Source organism: Simiduia curdlanivorans, assembly GCF_030409605.1.
Classification (GTDB): domain Bacteria; phylum Pseudomonadota; class Gammaproteobacteria; order Pseudomonadales; family Cellvibrionaceae; genus Simiduia; species Simiduia curdlanivorans.
Map to the genome: position 1 here is coordinate 338497 of NZ_JAUFQG010000004.1, position 15711 is coordinate 354207.

General features: G+C 53.4%; 10 protein-coding genes. 5 read left to right on the top strand and 5 right to left on the bottom strand.

Translation table 11 applies throughout. The annotated features are described in order from the left end of the window. Nucleotides 1-5 precede the first annotated feature (5 nt). The gene (locus QWY82_RS01730; RefSeq protein ID WP_290259411.1) at nt 6-1304 is read left to right on the top strand and encodes a TRAP transporter large permease; all 1299 of its coding nucleotides are present in this window, start codon (nt 6-8) and stop codon (nt 1302-1304) included. 109 nt (nt 1305-1413) lie between these two features. Here QWY82_RS01730 and QWY82_RS01735 read toward each other — a convergent pair whose 3' ends face one another. Together QWY82_RS01735 and QWY82_RS01740 are read right to left on the bottom strand one after the other, a co-directional pair. Beyond that, the gene (locus tag QWY82_RS01735) at nt 1414-2385 is read right to left on the bottom strand and encodes a surface lipoprotein assembly modifier (RefSeq protein WP_290259412.1); all 972 of its coding nucleotides are present in this window, start codon (nt 2383-2385) and stop codon (nt 1414-1416) included. A gap of 126 nt (nt 2386-2511) precedes the next feature. Further along, a complete protein-coding gene (locus QWY82_RS01740; protein WP_290259413.1) occupies nt 2512-3603 on the bottom strand; it encodes a hypothetical protein in 1092 nt (363 codons plus the stop codon). A gap of 285 nt (nt 3604-3888) precedes the next feature. On the opposite strand from QWY82_RS01740, the gene QWY82_RS01745 reads away from it, so the two are divergent. Further along, a complete protein-coding gene (locus tag QWY82_RS01745; protein ID WP_290259415.1) occupies nt 3889-6015 on the top strand; it encodes a TonB-dependent siderophore receptor in 2127 nt (708 codons plus the stop codon). A gap of 64 nt (nt 6016-6079) precedes the next feature. After that, nucleotides 6080-7201 carry a PepSY-associated TM helix domain-containing protein gene (locus QWY82_RS01750; protein WP_290259416.1) on the top strand — a complete coding sequence of 374 codons (1122 nt, stop codon included), beginning with the start codon at nt 6080-6082 and terminating at the stop codon, nt 7199-7201. A 157-nt stretch (nt 7202-7358) separates the two neighbouring features. On the opposite strand, the gene QWY82_RS01755 is transcribed toward QWY82_RS01750, so the two are convergent. Beyond that, nucleotides 7359-7979: a nitroreductase family protein gene (locus QWY82_RS01755; protein WP_290259417.1), complete on the bottom strand. Its 621-nt coding sequence runs from the start codon at nt 7977-7979 to the stop codon at nt 7359-7361. Between the two features lie 182 nt (nt 7980-8161). Between QWY82_RS01755 and QWY82_RS01760 the strand changes: the two genes are divergently transcribed. Continuing rightward, nucleotides 8162-9061: a LysR family transcriptional regulator gene (locus QWY82_RS01760; RefSeq protein ID WP_290259418.1), complete on the top strand. Its 900-nt coding sequence runs from the start codon at nt 8162-8164 to the stop codon at nt 9059-9061. Nucleotides 9062-9221: 160 nt separating this feature from the next. Here the strand turns inward: QWY82_RS01760 and QWY82_RS01765 are convergent, their stop codons facing one another. Continuing rightward, complete coding sequence (locus QWY82_RS01765; RefSeq protein ID WP_290259419.1) at nt 9222-10556, bottom strand: choice-of-anchor B family protein; 1335 nt, start codon at nt 10554-10556, stop codon at nt 9222-9224. A gap of 435 nt (nt 10557-10991) precedes the next feature. On the opposite strand from QWY82_RS01765, the gene QWY82_RS01770 reads away from it, so the two are divergent. Beyond that, on the top strand, nt 10992-13163 hold the full coding sequence (locus QWY82_RS01770; protein ID WP_290259420.1) for a TonB-dependent receptor: 2172 nt from the start codon (nt 10992-10994) through the stop codon (nt 13161-13163). Between the two features lie 184 nt (nt 13164-13347). Here QWY82_RS01770 and QWY82_RS01775 read toward each other — a convergent pair whose 3' ends face one another. Then, nucleotides 13348-15600 (bottom strand): zinc metalloprotease, encoded by a 2253-nt coding sequence (locus tag QWY82_RS01775; RefSeq protein ID WP_290259421.1) that lies wholly within the window; start codon nt 15598-15600, stop codon nt 13348-13350. Nucleotides 15601-15711: the final 111 nt, after the last annotated feature.

A 15711-nucleotide genomic window follows, 5' to 3' on the forward strand; every position in this document is an offset into this window, starting at 1 on the left:
TTATCATGGGCTTAACCACACTCTTACTCATTGCCGTCTTTCTCATCCTATTGCTAATTAATGTGCCCATCGCCATTGCCATTGGCTTAGCCACACTCGCGGCACTGCTCGCCAGTATCGATGCCTTACCGGCGGTAACAACCATTGCCCAGCGCTTAAGCGCCGGCATCGACAGCTTCGCCTTGCTCGCCATTCCGTTTTTTATTTTATCCGGCTATTTAATGGGCCAAGGCGGCATAGCCCGGCGCTTGATTGATTTCGCGCTCGCCATTGTCGGCCGCCTGCCCGGCGGTTTAGCGCTGGTAAATATTATTGCCTGCGCTTTGTTTGGCGCTATTTCGGGTTCGGCAGTCGCCGCCACTTCGGCCATTGGCGGCTTTATGATTCCCGCCATGAATAAAGAGGGCTACCCAAAAGCCTTTAACACGGCGGTAACGGTAACGGCGTCTACCACTGGCATGTTGATTCCACCCAGCAATATTTTAATTGTGTATTCCCTCGCTAGCGGCGGCGTATCCATTGCGGCGCTGTTTATTGCCGGTTATTTGCCCGGCATTTTGGTTGCGCTGCTGTTGATGGCCGCCGCACTTTTTTATGTCAAGCGCATGGGAATTAAACCGCGCGCCAGCGTCGTGCTGGTGTCTCTATCGCAAGGTTTTTTCGGCGCCATTCCAAGTTTGTTACTGATCTTTTTGGTTATCGGCGGCATTATTTTAGGCTGGTTCACCCCCACTGAAGCCGGCGCCATTGCCGTACTTTATTCGCTCCTGTTATCGGTGGGCATTTATCGCGAGATTCGCATCAAAGATTTACCGGAGCTGCTGCGCAAGTCTGTTAACACAACCGCCATTGTGATGCTGCTCATTGGCGCCTCGGCGGCTATGTCTTGGTTGCTGTCTTACGCCACCATTCCACAACAAATTAGCGCCGCACTATTAAGCGTTACCGACAACGAAACAGTTATTTTGTTGATCATTAACCTGCTCTTGCTGGTTATTGGCACCTTTATGGATATGACCCCGGCCGTGTTAATTTTCACACCGATCTTGTTGCCTGTGGCCGAAACCCTAGGCATGTCGCCGCTGCATTTCGGCATTATGATGATTCTAAATCTTTCCATCGGGCTGTGCACACCGCCGGTAGGCAGTGTGCTCTTTGTCGGCTGCAGTATCGGCAAAACCTCCATTGCCGATATGTTAAAACCTATGCTGCCGCTTTATATCGCCATGCTGGTGGCGCTCGCGCTGGTCACCTTGGTGCCGGCCATCAGTGAATGGCTGCCAACGCTACTCGGTCTTATTTAAGTAAAAAGACGCGCGTACTTCCCCATACCCTTTGCACCTTTGCCGGCCTTATCCTCGGATAAGTGCCGGCCTTTTTTTGCCAAGACTAATCGCCTGACCTTCTGCCTCATTAAAACCGAGTCTGCAACTGCACCGAGCTCACGGTTTCCTGGTAGTTGGCGCTGGCCAAGTTTGACTGATAATCGGCGTAATCAATTTTCGCCGCCACGCTGACGTTGGCGTTCAAGCCAAGGGTCCATTTCGCCTCCCAATGCTGTTGCCGGTCGGCGCGATTGTCGACCGCTTCGGTTTCGCCCAGGGCGTTGCTGCTCGGCTCTATCGCAGGGCCTTGATAGTCTCTATCTGAATAGCGCCAACCCAGCTGGGTTTGACTCGCCAAGCCCAAAAAGGTGAACTTGTGCGACCAGCGCGCGCGCAGGTTCACGCCTTCGTAGCTGTAATTATCCAACTGGGCAACTTCGTCATCGCGATCGACACCAAAACTCACGAAGCTGTTGGCTTGATTCATAAACCAGTAGATGTCGCCGCCCCAGATTTTACTATCGGCATCGCGCTCGGGCTGATCGGTAAAGCTCTTATTTTGCTGGGTAAATTGGCCGCGTAGATACACATTTTGGCCGATCAATTTACTGGCGTATAAACGGGTTTGGGCCAACTGTAAAAAATCCTGTTGATCTAAACGCGCCAGCGCAACATCGTGGCTCACCCCCAGGGTTAGGGCGCTGAAATCGTAACTGACTTCCACATTGCCGCGGCTAACATCCAAATCAAACTCATCGAACTCCGTATAGTGTTTGTGGTCGTGAAAAATACCGGCGCGCACATTGAGCTTATCTGTTGCCGCCCAGTGGGTTTTAGCGCCAACATTGATAACGCCCGCCCAATCGCCGGTATTGGTGACCCTATCCAACTCTTTTACGCTGACGTTGCTATCGTATTCCGCGCCTAAGTCGAGCTGTAAATTTAGACTGGGCGTTTGCGCCTGCACGGGAAGGCTCAACAGCAAACTGCCGAGTAGCGCGCCGAAGGCTAAACCCGTTGGCGCATTTTTTGGTTCATATTTTTTGGTTAGCTTGTTCATGGCGACTACCTTTTTAGAACATTAAAGGGCTGTAATAAATTGGGTTTAATGAAAAACGCTGACGGCTAATTTTGGTTGCTAAAAGCGGGGGCGCCAGCGCTCGGCGCCCCTAGGGCTATGCCTCAGTTACAGTTGGCCGGTAATGGCGTCGGTCACCGAGCTGTTCACCGCGGCGGCAACGGCACTGTTAATTTGCTCGTTCACCGATGCGGAGATCTGGTCGTTAACCGCACCAGACACAGCGCTATCGACGGCGGCCTCAACGGTGCCCTGAACTGCGCCTTCAACTGCACCCTTGGCGACACCGGAAACGTCGCCGGCGAGGTTCGCTGCAAGCGCCGAGTCAGCCGCCGAGTTAACCCTGCCATCGAGGTTGGCAGCCAAATCCGGGGCCACAGCACCGGTTGCATTGCCCGATGCATTAGACCTTAGCGCCGATGTCGCTTGCCCAGCTACCTGAGTCGTTTGCTCTGCACCCGCCGCTAGGCCCGTGATTGCCTGCGCCGAGGCATCGCCTTGGGCTGAGCCATTAGCCGCTGTCGAGCCGGCCGCTTGACCTTGCTGGCTCACACCAGCAACGGATTTTTGCGCGCTCAGGGCGGTGCTTTTGCCCGCTTGGCCGGAAGCTGCCAGCGCGTTTTCACCGCTGCCTTCAACCGAGCTCATGCCATCAGCCGCACCGCGCGTATCGGGTGCTGGTGTCTTTGGCGCCGTCGCATTGGCAAGGGCCGAGCCGGTAGCGTTTGCTACAGCGCTCAGGTTGGTCGAGGCCGATGGATTGACCGAAGACGATGGTGCTGAAAGCCCAGAAGTCGCCGCTAGGGTCGCCGCTGAGGTTTGCATGAGCGAACCCGATGCGCCGGCAACCAGACCGCTGGTGTTAACGCTGTGCGCTAGGTCGCTGGCGTGGTTTACCGAGGTTTGCGCCCTGTTGGCAGTGTTGGCCATCAGCGCTTCACCTTTAGGTGCCGACGCTTGCTCAGTTTCCTGAGTGGATTTAGGTGCATCCGCTTTGGCGCTAGCCTTGGTCTCTGCACCGGCACTGGCCTGGCTTTTGGTCTCGGTGGAGGTTTGGTTTTGCGCACCGGAATGCGCCGTTTGGCTGCTCGCTTCGGCGTTCACGTTTACCGACGCTTGCACGCCAACATTTGCACTTTGGCTAAAAGCGGCGGTTGAAATCAGGGTGCAGGCGGTAAAAAGTAATGTGTGCTTAAACATGGGTATATCCTTTTTTGGGTTGATTCACTGAGATAACGACACAGCCAGTGTTTTATTCCCAAAAAAAGTAAAACTCTTTTATCAGCCCGGCCTACAACGCCAGACGCCCACACAAACCCTAAGACTTAGCCCTTTGCCCTTTTGCTTGCGGCTTGTGGCTTGTGGCTTGCGGCTTGCGGCTCGCAGCTCGCAGCTCGCAGCGAAAAACCTTAAGTACAATCATTCTCATTTAGATTTATATTTGGTATCATCGCGCCACTAAATTTGCTGCAACTGGGAATAGCCATGAAAAAACCACTCTCTATCCTCCTATCCAAGGCCCTGTTGGCCGCTACGCCGCTGGCGAGCCCGGTGGTGCTGGCACAAGCTGCCGAGGCCCAATTCAGCGAAGAAATTTCTATTACCGGCATTCGCGAAGACCGCAAAAGCCGTGGCGCCACGGGCTTAGACTTAAGCGCCTTCGAAACGCCCCAGTCGCTCACCATCATCGACGTAGAAACCATCCAAGACTTTGGCTTGGTGGATATCAACTCGCTGCTGAAAATGGCCACCGGTGTCAATGTGGACTCCACCGAAACCGACCGCACCTATTACAACGCGCGCGGCTTCGATATCACCTCCATGCACGTGGACGGCATTGGCATGCCCTTTGGCACCCTGCTGGTGGGCGATAGAGATACAGCCATCTACGACAAGGTTGAAGTCATCCGAGGCTCCAACGGTTTGGTGACCGGCCTAGGCAACCCCTCGGGCACCATCAACTACGTGCGCAAGCGCCCCACCAACGATCTCGATGCTAGCGTGCGCTTGAACCTGGGCGAGTGGAACAATGCACGTGCAGAAGTGGATGTATCCACCCCCTTGACCGATTCCGGCAGTTGGGCAGCGCGCTTTGTGGGTGTTTATCAAGATAAGGAAAGCTGGTTAGACCATTACGGTAATGATCGCCAAGTGGCCTACGTGGTTGTGGATGGTCAATTATCCGACAACCTCACCTTAACCACCGGCTACACCCACCAATCAAACAACAGCGATGGCGTGCTTTGGGGCGCACTACCCATGCTGTACAAGGATGGCACCCAGGCCGATTACGATGTGTCCACTACCACGACCATGGATTGGACCTACTGGAACACCCAAACCGATGAGGCCTTTGTCGAGCTAGGCTGGCAGGTGAGCGACAACTGGCGCCTAGTGACCACCGCCACCTACACCGACTACACCGAAAACTCGGAGATATTCTATATCTACTCCAACACCGGGCTAGATCCAGATACTGGGTTAGGTTTGGTGAGCTACCCCGGCAAATACGACGACGAGCGACAGAACCTGATTCTGGATGCCAGCTTGGTCGGCGACTTCAGCGCCTGGGGCCAACAACATAGCTTGCAGTTGGGTGTCAGTTCGGCGCGTAGCGACTCCGAGTCTTACGCCCACCCGGCACCGGCCAGCGACTTTATTTCCATGCCCGCCTTTCCCGGCTGGCAGGGCAACGAATTGGCTCGCCCCAACTGGGGTGCCGCTTACCAATCGGCCAATGAAGATATTGACCTGAACCGCGTCTATGGCTCGGTGCGCTTGGCGCTGACCGACAAGCTGAACCTATTGCTCGGCGTTAATGCGGTGGATTACACCAACGATGGCATCAGCTACGGTGTGCCAACCAGCTCCACCGAAGACGGCACCAGCCCCTACCTGGGCTTTACCTGGGAGTTGGTCGATGGCCTGAATGCCTACGCCAGCTACAGCGATATTTACCAACCCCAGTATGTCTTGGGCGAGGACCTGCAATCCCTTGGCTCGGCCGAGGGCAAGAGCTACGAGGCAGGCCTGAAAAAAGCCTTTGGCAATAACACCCTAGTGACCTTAGCCCTGTTCCGCACCGAGCAATCCAACTTGCAGGAATTCAAGGAATACGGCGACGGCGACGGCGTCGATGACGATTTTTACGACGATGATTTCGACTTCGCCATCTACCGCGGCATCGACGTAGAGTCCGAAGGCGTCGAGCTGGAAATCGTGGGCGACCTGAGCGACACAGTGAGCATTCAGGCGGGCATTACCCATTTGAGCATGGAAGATCCAGACGGCAACGAGGCGCGCACTTTCATTCCGCGCAATACCGCCAAGCTGTTCTTAACTTGGGACCCATCACAATTGCCAGACCTGAAACTGGGCATGTCTGCGCGCTGGCAAGACAACACCTACTATGGGCCAGAAGGCGCGCGTATTAGCCAAGACAGCTACACACTGCTGGGGGCCTACGCCAACTACCAAGTCACTCACGACCTTAGTATTGGCTTGAACCTCGACAACATCACCGACGAGAAATACTTCAGTTCGGTGAAGTACGATCAGGCTTGGTACGCCGCACCGCGCAGCTACAACCTGTCGGCCAGCTGGCAGTTTTAAGTTTACGCGTTAGTAATACACAACGGGGGCTAAGGCCCCCGCAACTATTTTTACGAGGTACTCCGTGAACAAATCGCTCTTCAAAGTTCACAGCTGGGCCGCACTGCTGGCCTTTATTCCGCTGCTGGTGATCTGCGTCACCGGCAGTTTGCTGGTATTCAAACACGAAATCGACAGCTTGCTGATGCCCGATCAGGTGCGCGTTGAGCCACAGGCGCAACGGCTGCCGCTAGACAGCCTCGCCGCCAACATCAATCAAGCTCAGCCGAACTATGAAATTGTCGGCTGGGTGCTGTACCAAGACCCGGCCCGCGCCGACCAACCCTACGTGATGGAAAAGGGCACCAGCGAGTGGTCCTTCCTGCACCTCAACCCCTATACCGGCACCGTGCTTTCCGCGCCGGTGGCGCACGACCACTATCTCACTGATTGGCTGCTGGAATTACACTACACCTTCCTGCTGGAAGACGCTGGCTTAGTGATTACCAGCGTATTTGCCATTGCACTTTTACTGCTCGGCATTACCGGTATCTATTTGCACCGCAAGTTTTGGAAAAACTTTTTCACCCTGCGCTGGAATAGCCGACTGGTGGTGTACTTTTCCGACCTGCACAAAATGGTCGGCGTGGTTGCCTCGCCCATCCTACTCGTTCTCGCCTTTACCGGCGCTTGGTGGAACATAGCGGGCTTCCTGCACGAGCTGGAAGAGCATGCCGACGGTCACGAGCACCACCTGATGCAAGCGCGCCTATACAGCGATGATCTGTCCTTAGAAAACTTGCGCACGGAGGCGGAATCGAGTGTGGCAGGTTTTACCGCGACTTATATCTCCTTCCCTTGGGAGCCGGGCGCCAACTTTACCTTCTGGGGCGATGTACCCAGCGGCAACTTCCTCACCAGCGAATATTCCAGCACCGTGAGCTTCAACGCCCAAACCGGCGAAAACCTAGGCAGCTACGACATCCGCACGGCCGGCCTGGGCGCCACCATTGTCGATAGCTACCGGCGCCTGCACTTTGGCGACTTCGCCGGTTTGGCGTCAAAAATTATTTGGGCATTACTCGGCTCCGCACCACTAATACTGGCGCTCACCGGCGTCACCTTATGGTGGAAGCGGCGCAAGCAACGGGCGCGCGCGAAGCAGAAAAATTTGGCCACTGGCGCACTCAGCGCCAACCTATCCTAGCGTCGCGCAATTCCGTATGCGCGGCGACCCTGCAGGTGCGGCACGTAAATAAGAGAGGTACTTTTACAAGACTAAGACTAAAAACAAGAGCGGCACTCGGCCGCTTTTGTTGCCATAGTTTTTATTGCGAAGCCCTCGCGCAATCCGCAATCTAGCGTTACACCAGCGCCAGCGCCGAGAATTGATTTTCGAACACCAGCTCACTGAGTGGCAGCTGGCCACCCCGCGGCCAAGCGTCGCCGGCGGCTTTACCCACCGCCACCATCATCACGATGACGTGATCGGCGGGTAAGTTGATCAGCTTGGCCACCGCCTCTTGGTTAAAACCGATCATCGGGCAGCTGTCTAAACCGAGCGACTTGGCCGAGAGCATCATATTCTGTGCGGCAAAGGCGCCAGACCGAATGGCCTCGTCGCGCTGAATCCACTCTCTGCCGCGGTAAAATTCGTCGATCATGCCCAACAAAATGCCGCGCTTTTCCGTGTCGGCACTGGCCCAATAGCGCTCGGGCTCGCGCTCCCACGCCTTCACGTCGGCGACAATCACAAACAGCTCTGAGGCATCGGTGACTTGAACCTGATCCCAAGCAACCGCGCGTATTTCTTTACGCATAGCAGGGTCTGAAATCCGGACAAAGCGCCAGTGTTGCAAATTAAACGACGTGGGCGCGTGAATCGCATCGTCGAGCAGCTGCGTAACCTCCGCCGTGCTCAAACGGTAATTTGGCTCAAACTGTTTTACCGACCGACGCTGTTGAATAAGTTGTTGTAACTGCATGTGATTGACTCCTGTTGATGTCACATATTCTGTGCCCAGCAGTGTCACATCTCACGCTAGCTGCATAAATAACCCACCCTGCAGCAATACTTTTGCGCCAGACGCAGCAATAAACCGTTAGAATACCCGTTTAGCCAGCCAAGGCTGGCTCCTACTCCAAAGCGCAAACAGGGAAGGCCAAGATGTTTGATGCCATGCAACACTTTGTACAGGTGGTCGAAACCGGCTCATTCAGCCTAGCGGCTAAGCGATTAAATAAAAACGCCTCCTCCGTGGCGCGCCAGATAGACAAGCTCGAACAGGAATTGGGCACCGAACTGTTTAGCCGCACCACCCGGCGCTTAGACTTAACCCTGCATGGCCAGAGTTTTTATCAGCAGAGTTTAGACATCCTGAATTCGGTCGACGAAACCCGCCAATCCTTTAAAGCCCTAACCCCCAACATCGAGGGCCAAGTCAGCATCAGCTCGCTCGACTCCTACGGCGACAAAAAAATCATTCCGCTGCTGCCCTTATTTCAAAAAAAATACCCCAACTCCAAAATTGTGGTGAGCCTAGACAACACCATGATTGATTTGCACGAGTCGCCCTTCGATCTCACGGTTCGATACGGCCGGCCGGCGGATTCTAATTTCATTGTGAAGCCGCTGATTCGCAGCCGAGGCATCTTGGTCGCCAGCCCGAGCTATTTAAAGCAACACCCAGCCATAACCCAGCCGGAAGATTTAAAACAGCACAACTGCTTGGCCTTGTTTAAAAATAAACAGCACACCTATTGGCAATTCCAAAAAGCAGATCAAATAAAAAAATTGCGCATAGAAGCCATCTTGTCTGCCTGCGGCGGCAGTGCTGTGATCAAGTGGGCAAAGCAAGATTTAGGCATCACCCTCAACGCGCGCTGGTTCGTGGAGCAGGAGTTAGCAACGGGCGAGCTGGTCGAGGTGCTACCGGATTGGCAAGCCAGCATCAGCGGCCACGAGGAAGCATTGGTTTATTTGATGTGGAAAGCAACCAACGCCCGCCGCCCCGTGGTGCGCGCCATGATAGATTTTTTGGCGGAAAATTTAGCGGAGGTCACCTAGGGAACCTCTAATAACATCAAACGCCCTAGTAAAACTGGCATGTAAAACCACCACTTAAAACCACGCTAAGACCACGCTAAGACCACGAATACAACAAAGTACTAGGGCATCTTTTGGCAATGCCTTTTGATATTTTTGCTGGATTTATGTGGATCTAACGCTACTGCTCGAATTGCGTTTCAGCGCTAGAACAACTGCTATCAGCTGGATAGTCGGTGGCGCCATCGGCATCGTTATCCAGCAAGTCAGAACATTCAGGAATGGCGCTAAGATTTGGCCGAAGAATAAAAAACTCGCCATCGATGTTAGCGGTAATCATCAGGCCGCTATCGAAGAAGGGAAATACACTCCAGACGCCGTCGAACACGGCATTATTATTTTGCGGCCAGGTATCGAAGTAGGCGACTTCGCGCATCTCACCGAGAGCGAGATTACCTTGGCGCAGCACGCGCACCCCGGCGGTGTAGTTGGCCTGAAAAATATGATTACCTTTCACGTACAGATTGTGATCGATGCTATTGGTGGTGTTATTAAACGCGCTAACAAAGGTTGGGTTGGCCAGGTTGCGGGTGTCGAACACGATGGTGCGCGTTTTGATGCCAAAATTTGTTTCATCCAACTCATCGCCCAAGACAAAATAATTGTGGTCATCGGTTAACCAACCCTGATGGGTGTAACCCACTTGGCTGTAGCTGCGTTTGGCGATCAGTTGCGGCGCTGACTTATCGGTAACATCGACAATAGTGAGCGTGTCTTCATTGGCGCCAAAGCAAATTTCCCGGCCGCGGTAATTGCTATCGTCGCCCCAGTAGGTCACGCACTGCACATCGTGGGTGTAACCATCGCCGGCATAACAGCCAGCGAACTTGGGCATGTGAGGCTCATTCATGTCGATCATGTGCAAACCACCACCGCAGGTATTTGAGCCCACCACATAGGCAAAATTGGTATCGTCATTGACCGCAATATTATGGGCGCTGCCGAACTCTTTATAGTGATAAATAGGCGCAATCGTTTCGCCGTCGCTGCGCTCCACCAAGCCTTTGATATGCACCACTTGCATGCCGTGCCCGGCGGCTTCGCTCACCACCACCGCGTGATCATTAATTTGTTTAACATCGCGCCAAGATGAACTGCCCGTTGCCGTAGGTAAAAAGGCGACGAACTCTGGCGCCTCGGGATTGGTCATGCGAATAAACGCCGTGCCGGTGGTCAAGGCTAAAAAGGCGTAGTCATCGCCGTTGATTTGGTCTTGCCAGCCCCAAATGTCCGACGCCTGCACATTAAACTTTAAACCGGAGACTCTATCCACATTCAAACAGGGGTAGTTATCGGCTAGGTTATTAAAACAATCAGCACCGGCTCTCGGTGTTGCCGTTACGTCATTGGAATCCGGCACTGTGGGCATGGGATGATTATGGCCAGCGCTACCACCGCCTCCGCCACAGGCGGAAACCAGCAGGGTGATCATTGAAAAAAGCAGTATCGATTTCATGAGCCAATATTTCCTCAAAACCCGTAAAAAAATCTGCGCTAACGCTAAACGCTCAAGAGCCTTTATTACACTTTTAGCCGATAACGACAAGCCGCGGTTAGCGCCACAGCAAATTTTAAAATTTTATCCTAAGCACTCGCCAACCTCATCCAATCCTACCGGGTTACAAGCTCGGTGAATGTGCAACACCGCTATATTTAGCGCATTTGCATCGCGGCGCCAGAATGCTAGGCCGAGCCTATGGAGTTAGCGATCCACCCTTCTACAGGCCTGGCGCCCCATTTAGACATTTATACATCTATATATACATCTTTAGCCGCTTTATTGCCGACTACCGGCACCACCTTGGCTCTTAAGTTAGCCTATAACCTGATCGAAAAGCGCATTTCTGTTAGGCTGGCAAACCATTTCTATGAGCACGCAAGGAAATATCCAATGGCCCGCCCTCGACTAGATTTAGGTCTTTTGGTTTTCTGTTGCGGCCTCGGTTACGGCCACCTATTAATCGCCGACCCCCTAGCCAAGCATGCGCCAAGCATAGAGACAATCACAGTGACGGCGACGCGCAGTGAACAAGATCTCAGCTCAATCCCGGCCAGCATCAGTATTGTTGACCAAGCACAACTCGACCAAATTTCAGCGGTACATATTAGCGAAGCGCTCGCGACAGTACCGGGGGTGTGGATTACCCGCGGTAACGGCCAAGAACACCTCACCGCGATTCGCTCGCCGGTGTTGACCGGCGCCGGCAGCTGTGGCGCATTTGCGGTCACCGAAGAAGGCGTACCGGTTCGAGCCACCGGCTTTTGCAACGTCAACCAGTTGTTCGACCTGAACTACGAACAAGCCCAACAAATTGACGTGTTGCGCGGCCCAGGCACGGTACTGTTCGGTTCCGATGCCCAACACGGCGTGATTAATGTGATTAGCGCAGCTGCCAGCGACGGGCCAAATCACACCCTGGGTCTAGAGGCCGGCGCCAATGATTACGCGCGTCTGAAGCTAGGCTTTAATCGACAGGAAGGCGAGCACGGCTTGGGCTTGCGGTTCAACGCCGCGCACGACGGCGGCTACAAAGATGACTCGGGCTTTGATCAACAAAAGCTCAGCCTTAGGCACGATTATGCGACCACCCAACTCAAGGCGAGTACGCTCCTGAGCGTGAATAACTTGAACCAGGAAACCGCGGGCTACGTCAGTGGCGCCGATGCTTATAAAGACAAAAGCCGACAACGCGAAAACCCGAACCCAGAAGCCTTCCGGGACTCACAATCTGCACGCCTGCAATCGCGTATCGACATCCCCTTGGGTAATGCGAAACGCCATGCAACAGATCAAACAAATATCGACGCAAATAGCAACCTCAATAACAACGTCAATAACAACGCATCTATCCTGCGCCTAACGCCCTATGCGCGCTACACGGACATGACCTTTATGATGCACTTTTTACCCGGCACACCGGTGGAGCAAAACGGGCATAAAAGTCTCGGCCTGCAAACCCTTTATTTGACCGCGTTATCCGATGACCTAGATCTCACCGCAGGTTTAGATACGGAATACACCCACGCTTGGCTGACACAATCTCAAGTCGGCGGCTTCTCATCTTTTCCGGCCGGAAAGCAATACGATTACACAGTACAGGCATTGCTAGCGGCGGCCTTTACCGCTCTGGAATATCGGATCGACGACGCCACCCTCGTCACCGGCGGCTTGCGCTATGAATACCTGGGTTACGACTACAACAATAAGATGATCAGCGGCGATAGCGCCGAGGACGGCAGCCTTTGCATTAATAATTTTACCGGCGCCGTGGGTTGCCGTTATACGAGGCCGGAGGATAGCAAAGACGCTTTCAAAAACTTTTCCACCAATCTCGCCCTACTGCGCGACCTAACCGAACAACATCGCTTCTTCATTCGCCTAGCCGAGGGCAACCGCGCGCCCCAAGCCACGGAAATGTATCGACTACAAAACGGCCAAATGCACGCAGAACTGCAAGCAGAAGAGATCCTAAGCGCGGAGCTAGGGCTCGGCGGGCAATTCGATAACCTGAGCTACAACATAACGGCCTTTCGCATGGCCAAAGACAATGTCATTTTTCAATCCGCCGACCGACTCAACCTCGGCAATGGAAAAACCGATCACCTCGGCACAGAATACGAACTGCACTGGCAAGTCAGCGAACAATGGCGGCTAAGTTTTTCTGGCACACTTGCCCAGCACCACTACCAATCGAATGTGAGTGCACCGGGTACAAGCAACGAATTAAAAACCAAGGGCAACACCATTGTCTCGGCGCCCAAACATATGCATTCCCTGCGCCTTAACTGGCTGCTCAGCAATGCATCCACCCTAGAGCTCGAATGGCTGGCAATGGGCAGCTACTACACAAACTTGGAAAACACCCATCGCTACGATGGCCACAATTTGGTCAATGCCAGATTTACCCATCGCGTTCACAATGGCCTTAGCTTCGGCCTGCGGGTGAAAAATCTAACCGACAATCGATACGCCGAGCGCGCCGATTTTTCCAGTTTTGACGGCGACCGCTATTTTATCGGCGAACCTAGGTCATTATTCGCTAGTCTCGAACTAACCTATTAATCACTCGGCGCGAACCGCCGAGAAACTGAGGGCAGCTTTTCGCGGGCTTAGCTGTGGCAACAGAAACCAACCCTGATCAAACATCACCCCACCTGAGCAGAGTGATGTTTGTCGCCTTAAAACGTTTATTTACTCAGCTAAAATTCTACAACCAACAACAGGCAGATAAATAAACGCTTCAATTTTAGGCTTTCTTAGCAAATAACTTACGGGTATCTGCTTTTACTTTTTCCATAACATGGTCAGCCACGTTGCGCTTGCTGAGCGTTGTCTCCAAGCTCGTTCTGCACTCTTCTGCGTTCTCCTTGTCGCCTTGGTGCATAAGATCGGCGGCAATGGCTGCCATGGTTTCGTGGTAGCGGATATGGCCGAGGGTTTCGGCAGCCGCCGCACTGTTTTTAAGCAAGGATTTTTTCGTCAGCTGGAAGCCGGATTTTATATCGGCCTTTTGCTTTTTAAACACAAGCTTATCTTTCTTATCCACATCCAACAGTGCGCAGTTCATCATTTGCGGTTGCACCAAGGCCGCGGCCGCGTGAGTAGCCGCATGTAAGGCGCCAAATTTAGCCACCATTTGATGCAGTACATCGTTCGCGTGGGTTAATACATTGGTGCCGCCGAAGGCCAGTGCACGCGCAACGCCATCATCGAAGTAATCTTGCGCCAACACTTGCTCCTCATAACTTTTTGGCGGCATCACCGTTACTGCTAGCTGATTAGACAAAACCATTAAACCTTCGTGCTCTAACATGCACACTACTTCATAGTGGCCCGGCTCGCTAAACAGCCAACCCTCACCACCGGCAAACAATGGCAAGCTGGAGTAAATGGCTTTATCGCTATGCAATATAGAGACGCCGGGTTTGTGGCAGTGGTGCGCGAAGGGCGTCCAGCGCTTGATGTTGCCGTTAGGTTGTTTTACCAGCACCATCAAATGCCCGCCGTCGCTCAACAGCGCCTGATCGAGAATCAAATCCTCGTTGCTGACGTTGTGTAGCTTCAGCTCGAGCGTCACCGGCTCCATAAACTCAAATCGCGTTTGCGGCCTGTTCGCGCGCACCGCTAAATGCAGGTTGCCATTTAATTCGTCTTGGTCTTCCTCGTGCAGGCCATGATTACTGAACCAAGCCTCATTGCCCATCTCGACAAAGCGCGCTGGCGCATGGCGCATAAACAGCAACTCTTCATCGATAAACCGGTAATCGAAGTCGGCAAAAAAGGCACTTTGCCCACCGGCAACCAAGAAGGGGTAGTTCATAAAACTTCTTGCTTCGCTATCCGAGGTCAGCGGCATCCAAGTCGAACCCCAGGGCGCACCAATGTGCTTTTGCCAGGCGTGCGCTAGGTTAAAGGCGTGGCCCATTTCATGCACGGCGGTCCAAAACTTCATGCGATTCACCCAAGCCGCAGGGTTGGCATCGCCCGCAGGTGGATTGGCAATGAAGGAATCGTTAAACATCGCCGTGCCCTGGCGGTGATTGGGGCCTATGTCGTCAAACATGATACCGCCGAGATTAGAGCCGGACTGGTGCCTAGCCGCGAACAGAACCCACATAGCCCACTGAGGTTTATCGGCAAAGCGAGACCAATAAGTTTGCATGGCATCGTGCATTTCCATATCGGTCCACAGGTGATCGGCGCCGGCACCCGCGATCGGTAAGCCACCGCTACCGGGCGATACCGACACGTCAAAACCCGCGCGCTGAAATACCTTTTCTATCGATAAATTTTCCGCTGGCAAACTCGCCGGCCGATTCGGGTGTGCATGGGTGTGTATAGCGGTTACCGCGCTAGTGCCATCCACCACGTCGTACTCAAACTCGACCTTATGATGGTAAAGCGACTTAAAACTAAAAGTGCGCACCAGCGAGGGAGCGCCACCGCCATAGAACTTAACGGTGACTGTTTTAGTACCAAAAAGTACTGGCTTAGCCTGCACATCTACATTGGTATAGGGCAAAAGTGTGGCCTGTCCATCCTTGTGCCAGATGTTTCCCTTCCAGCGATTGGTGGCAATCTTTTTGAGGCTAGCAATCCAATGAGCGCGCTCTCGGTTTAGGCTAAACAGCGTGCCGCTCACCGTGCTTTGCGGAAATCGACCATCGGTATCTAAACGCAATTCTTCTCGCTTAAACGGGAAGAATGGCAAGGCTAGCGCCTCGGTATCTAGGTTATATTCAAACTCATCGGGTTCATCATGGCCAGCCGATAGCGTGGGCACATCAGCATTCGCCACACTCGGGATGGGGTAAGGCCGCTTAATGGGATAGGGAACAGGCTTTACCGTGCCTTTCATTTTCCACTCGTATAAACCACTGACTTGTAGCAGCAGTGGAAAAACAGGAAATGGCTTTAGAGCATCTGCATCCAAATTCTCTAAGCTGGGAAAAACATCGTCTAACGTTTTTGTGCGGCCTGATTCTACGACATGATTCATAGCGCTACTCCTTAGCAAACTTTAGTGGTGCAGCATGCACCTTGTACCAACCAATGCCTGATCATTTTTTGCCTAACCACTCATACCTTTGAAATAGAAAAGCAGACAAGC

Excerpts from the sequence above, each read along its gene's own strand:
- QWY82_RS01730 (WP_290259411.1), top strand. The coding sequence starts at position 6 with ATGGGCTTAACCACACTCTTACTCATTGCCGTCTTTCTCATCCTATTG.
- QWY82_RS01735 (WP_290259412.1), bottom strand. The coding sequence starts at position 2,385 with ATGAACAAGCTAACCAAAAAATATGAACCAAAAAATGCGCCAACGGGT.
- QWY82_RS01740 (WP_290259413.1), bottom strand. The coding sequence starts at position 3,603 with ATGTTTAAGCACACATTACTTTTTACCGCCTGCACCCTGATTTCAACC.
- QWY82_RS01745 (WP_290259415.1), top strand. The coding sequence starts at position 3,889 with ATGAAAAAACCACTCTCTATCCTCCTATCCAAGGCCCTGTTGGCCGCT.
- QWY82_RS01755 (WP_290259417.1), bottom strand. The coding sequence starts at position 7,979 with ATGCAGTTACAACAACTTATTCAACAGCGTCGGTCGGTAAAACAGTTT.
- QWY82_RS01760 (WP_290259418.1), top strand. The coding sequence starts at position 8,162 with ATGTTTGATGCCATGCAACACTTTGTACAGGTGGTCGAAACCGGCTCA.
- QWY82_RS01765 (WP_290259419.1), bottom strand. The coding sequence starts at position 10,556 with ATGAAATCGATACTGCTTTTTTCAATGATCACCCTGCTGGTTTCCGCC.
- QWY82_RS01770 (WP_290259420.1), top strand. The coding sequence starts at position 10,992 with ATGGCCCGCCCTCGACTAGATTTAGGTCTTTTGGTTTTCTGTTGCGGC.
- QWY82_RS01775 (WP_290259421.1), bottom strand. The coding sequence starts at position 15,600 with ATGAATCATGTCGTAGAATCAGGCCGCACAAAAACGTTAGACGATGTT.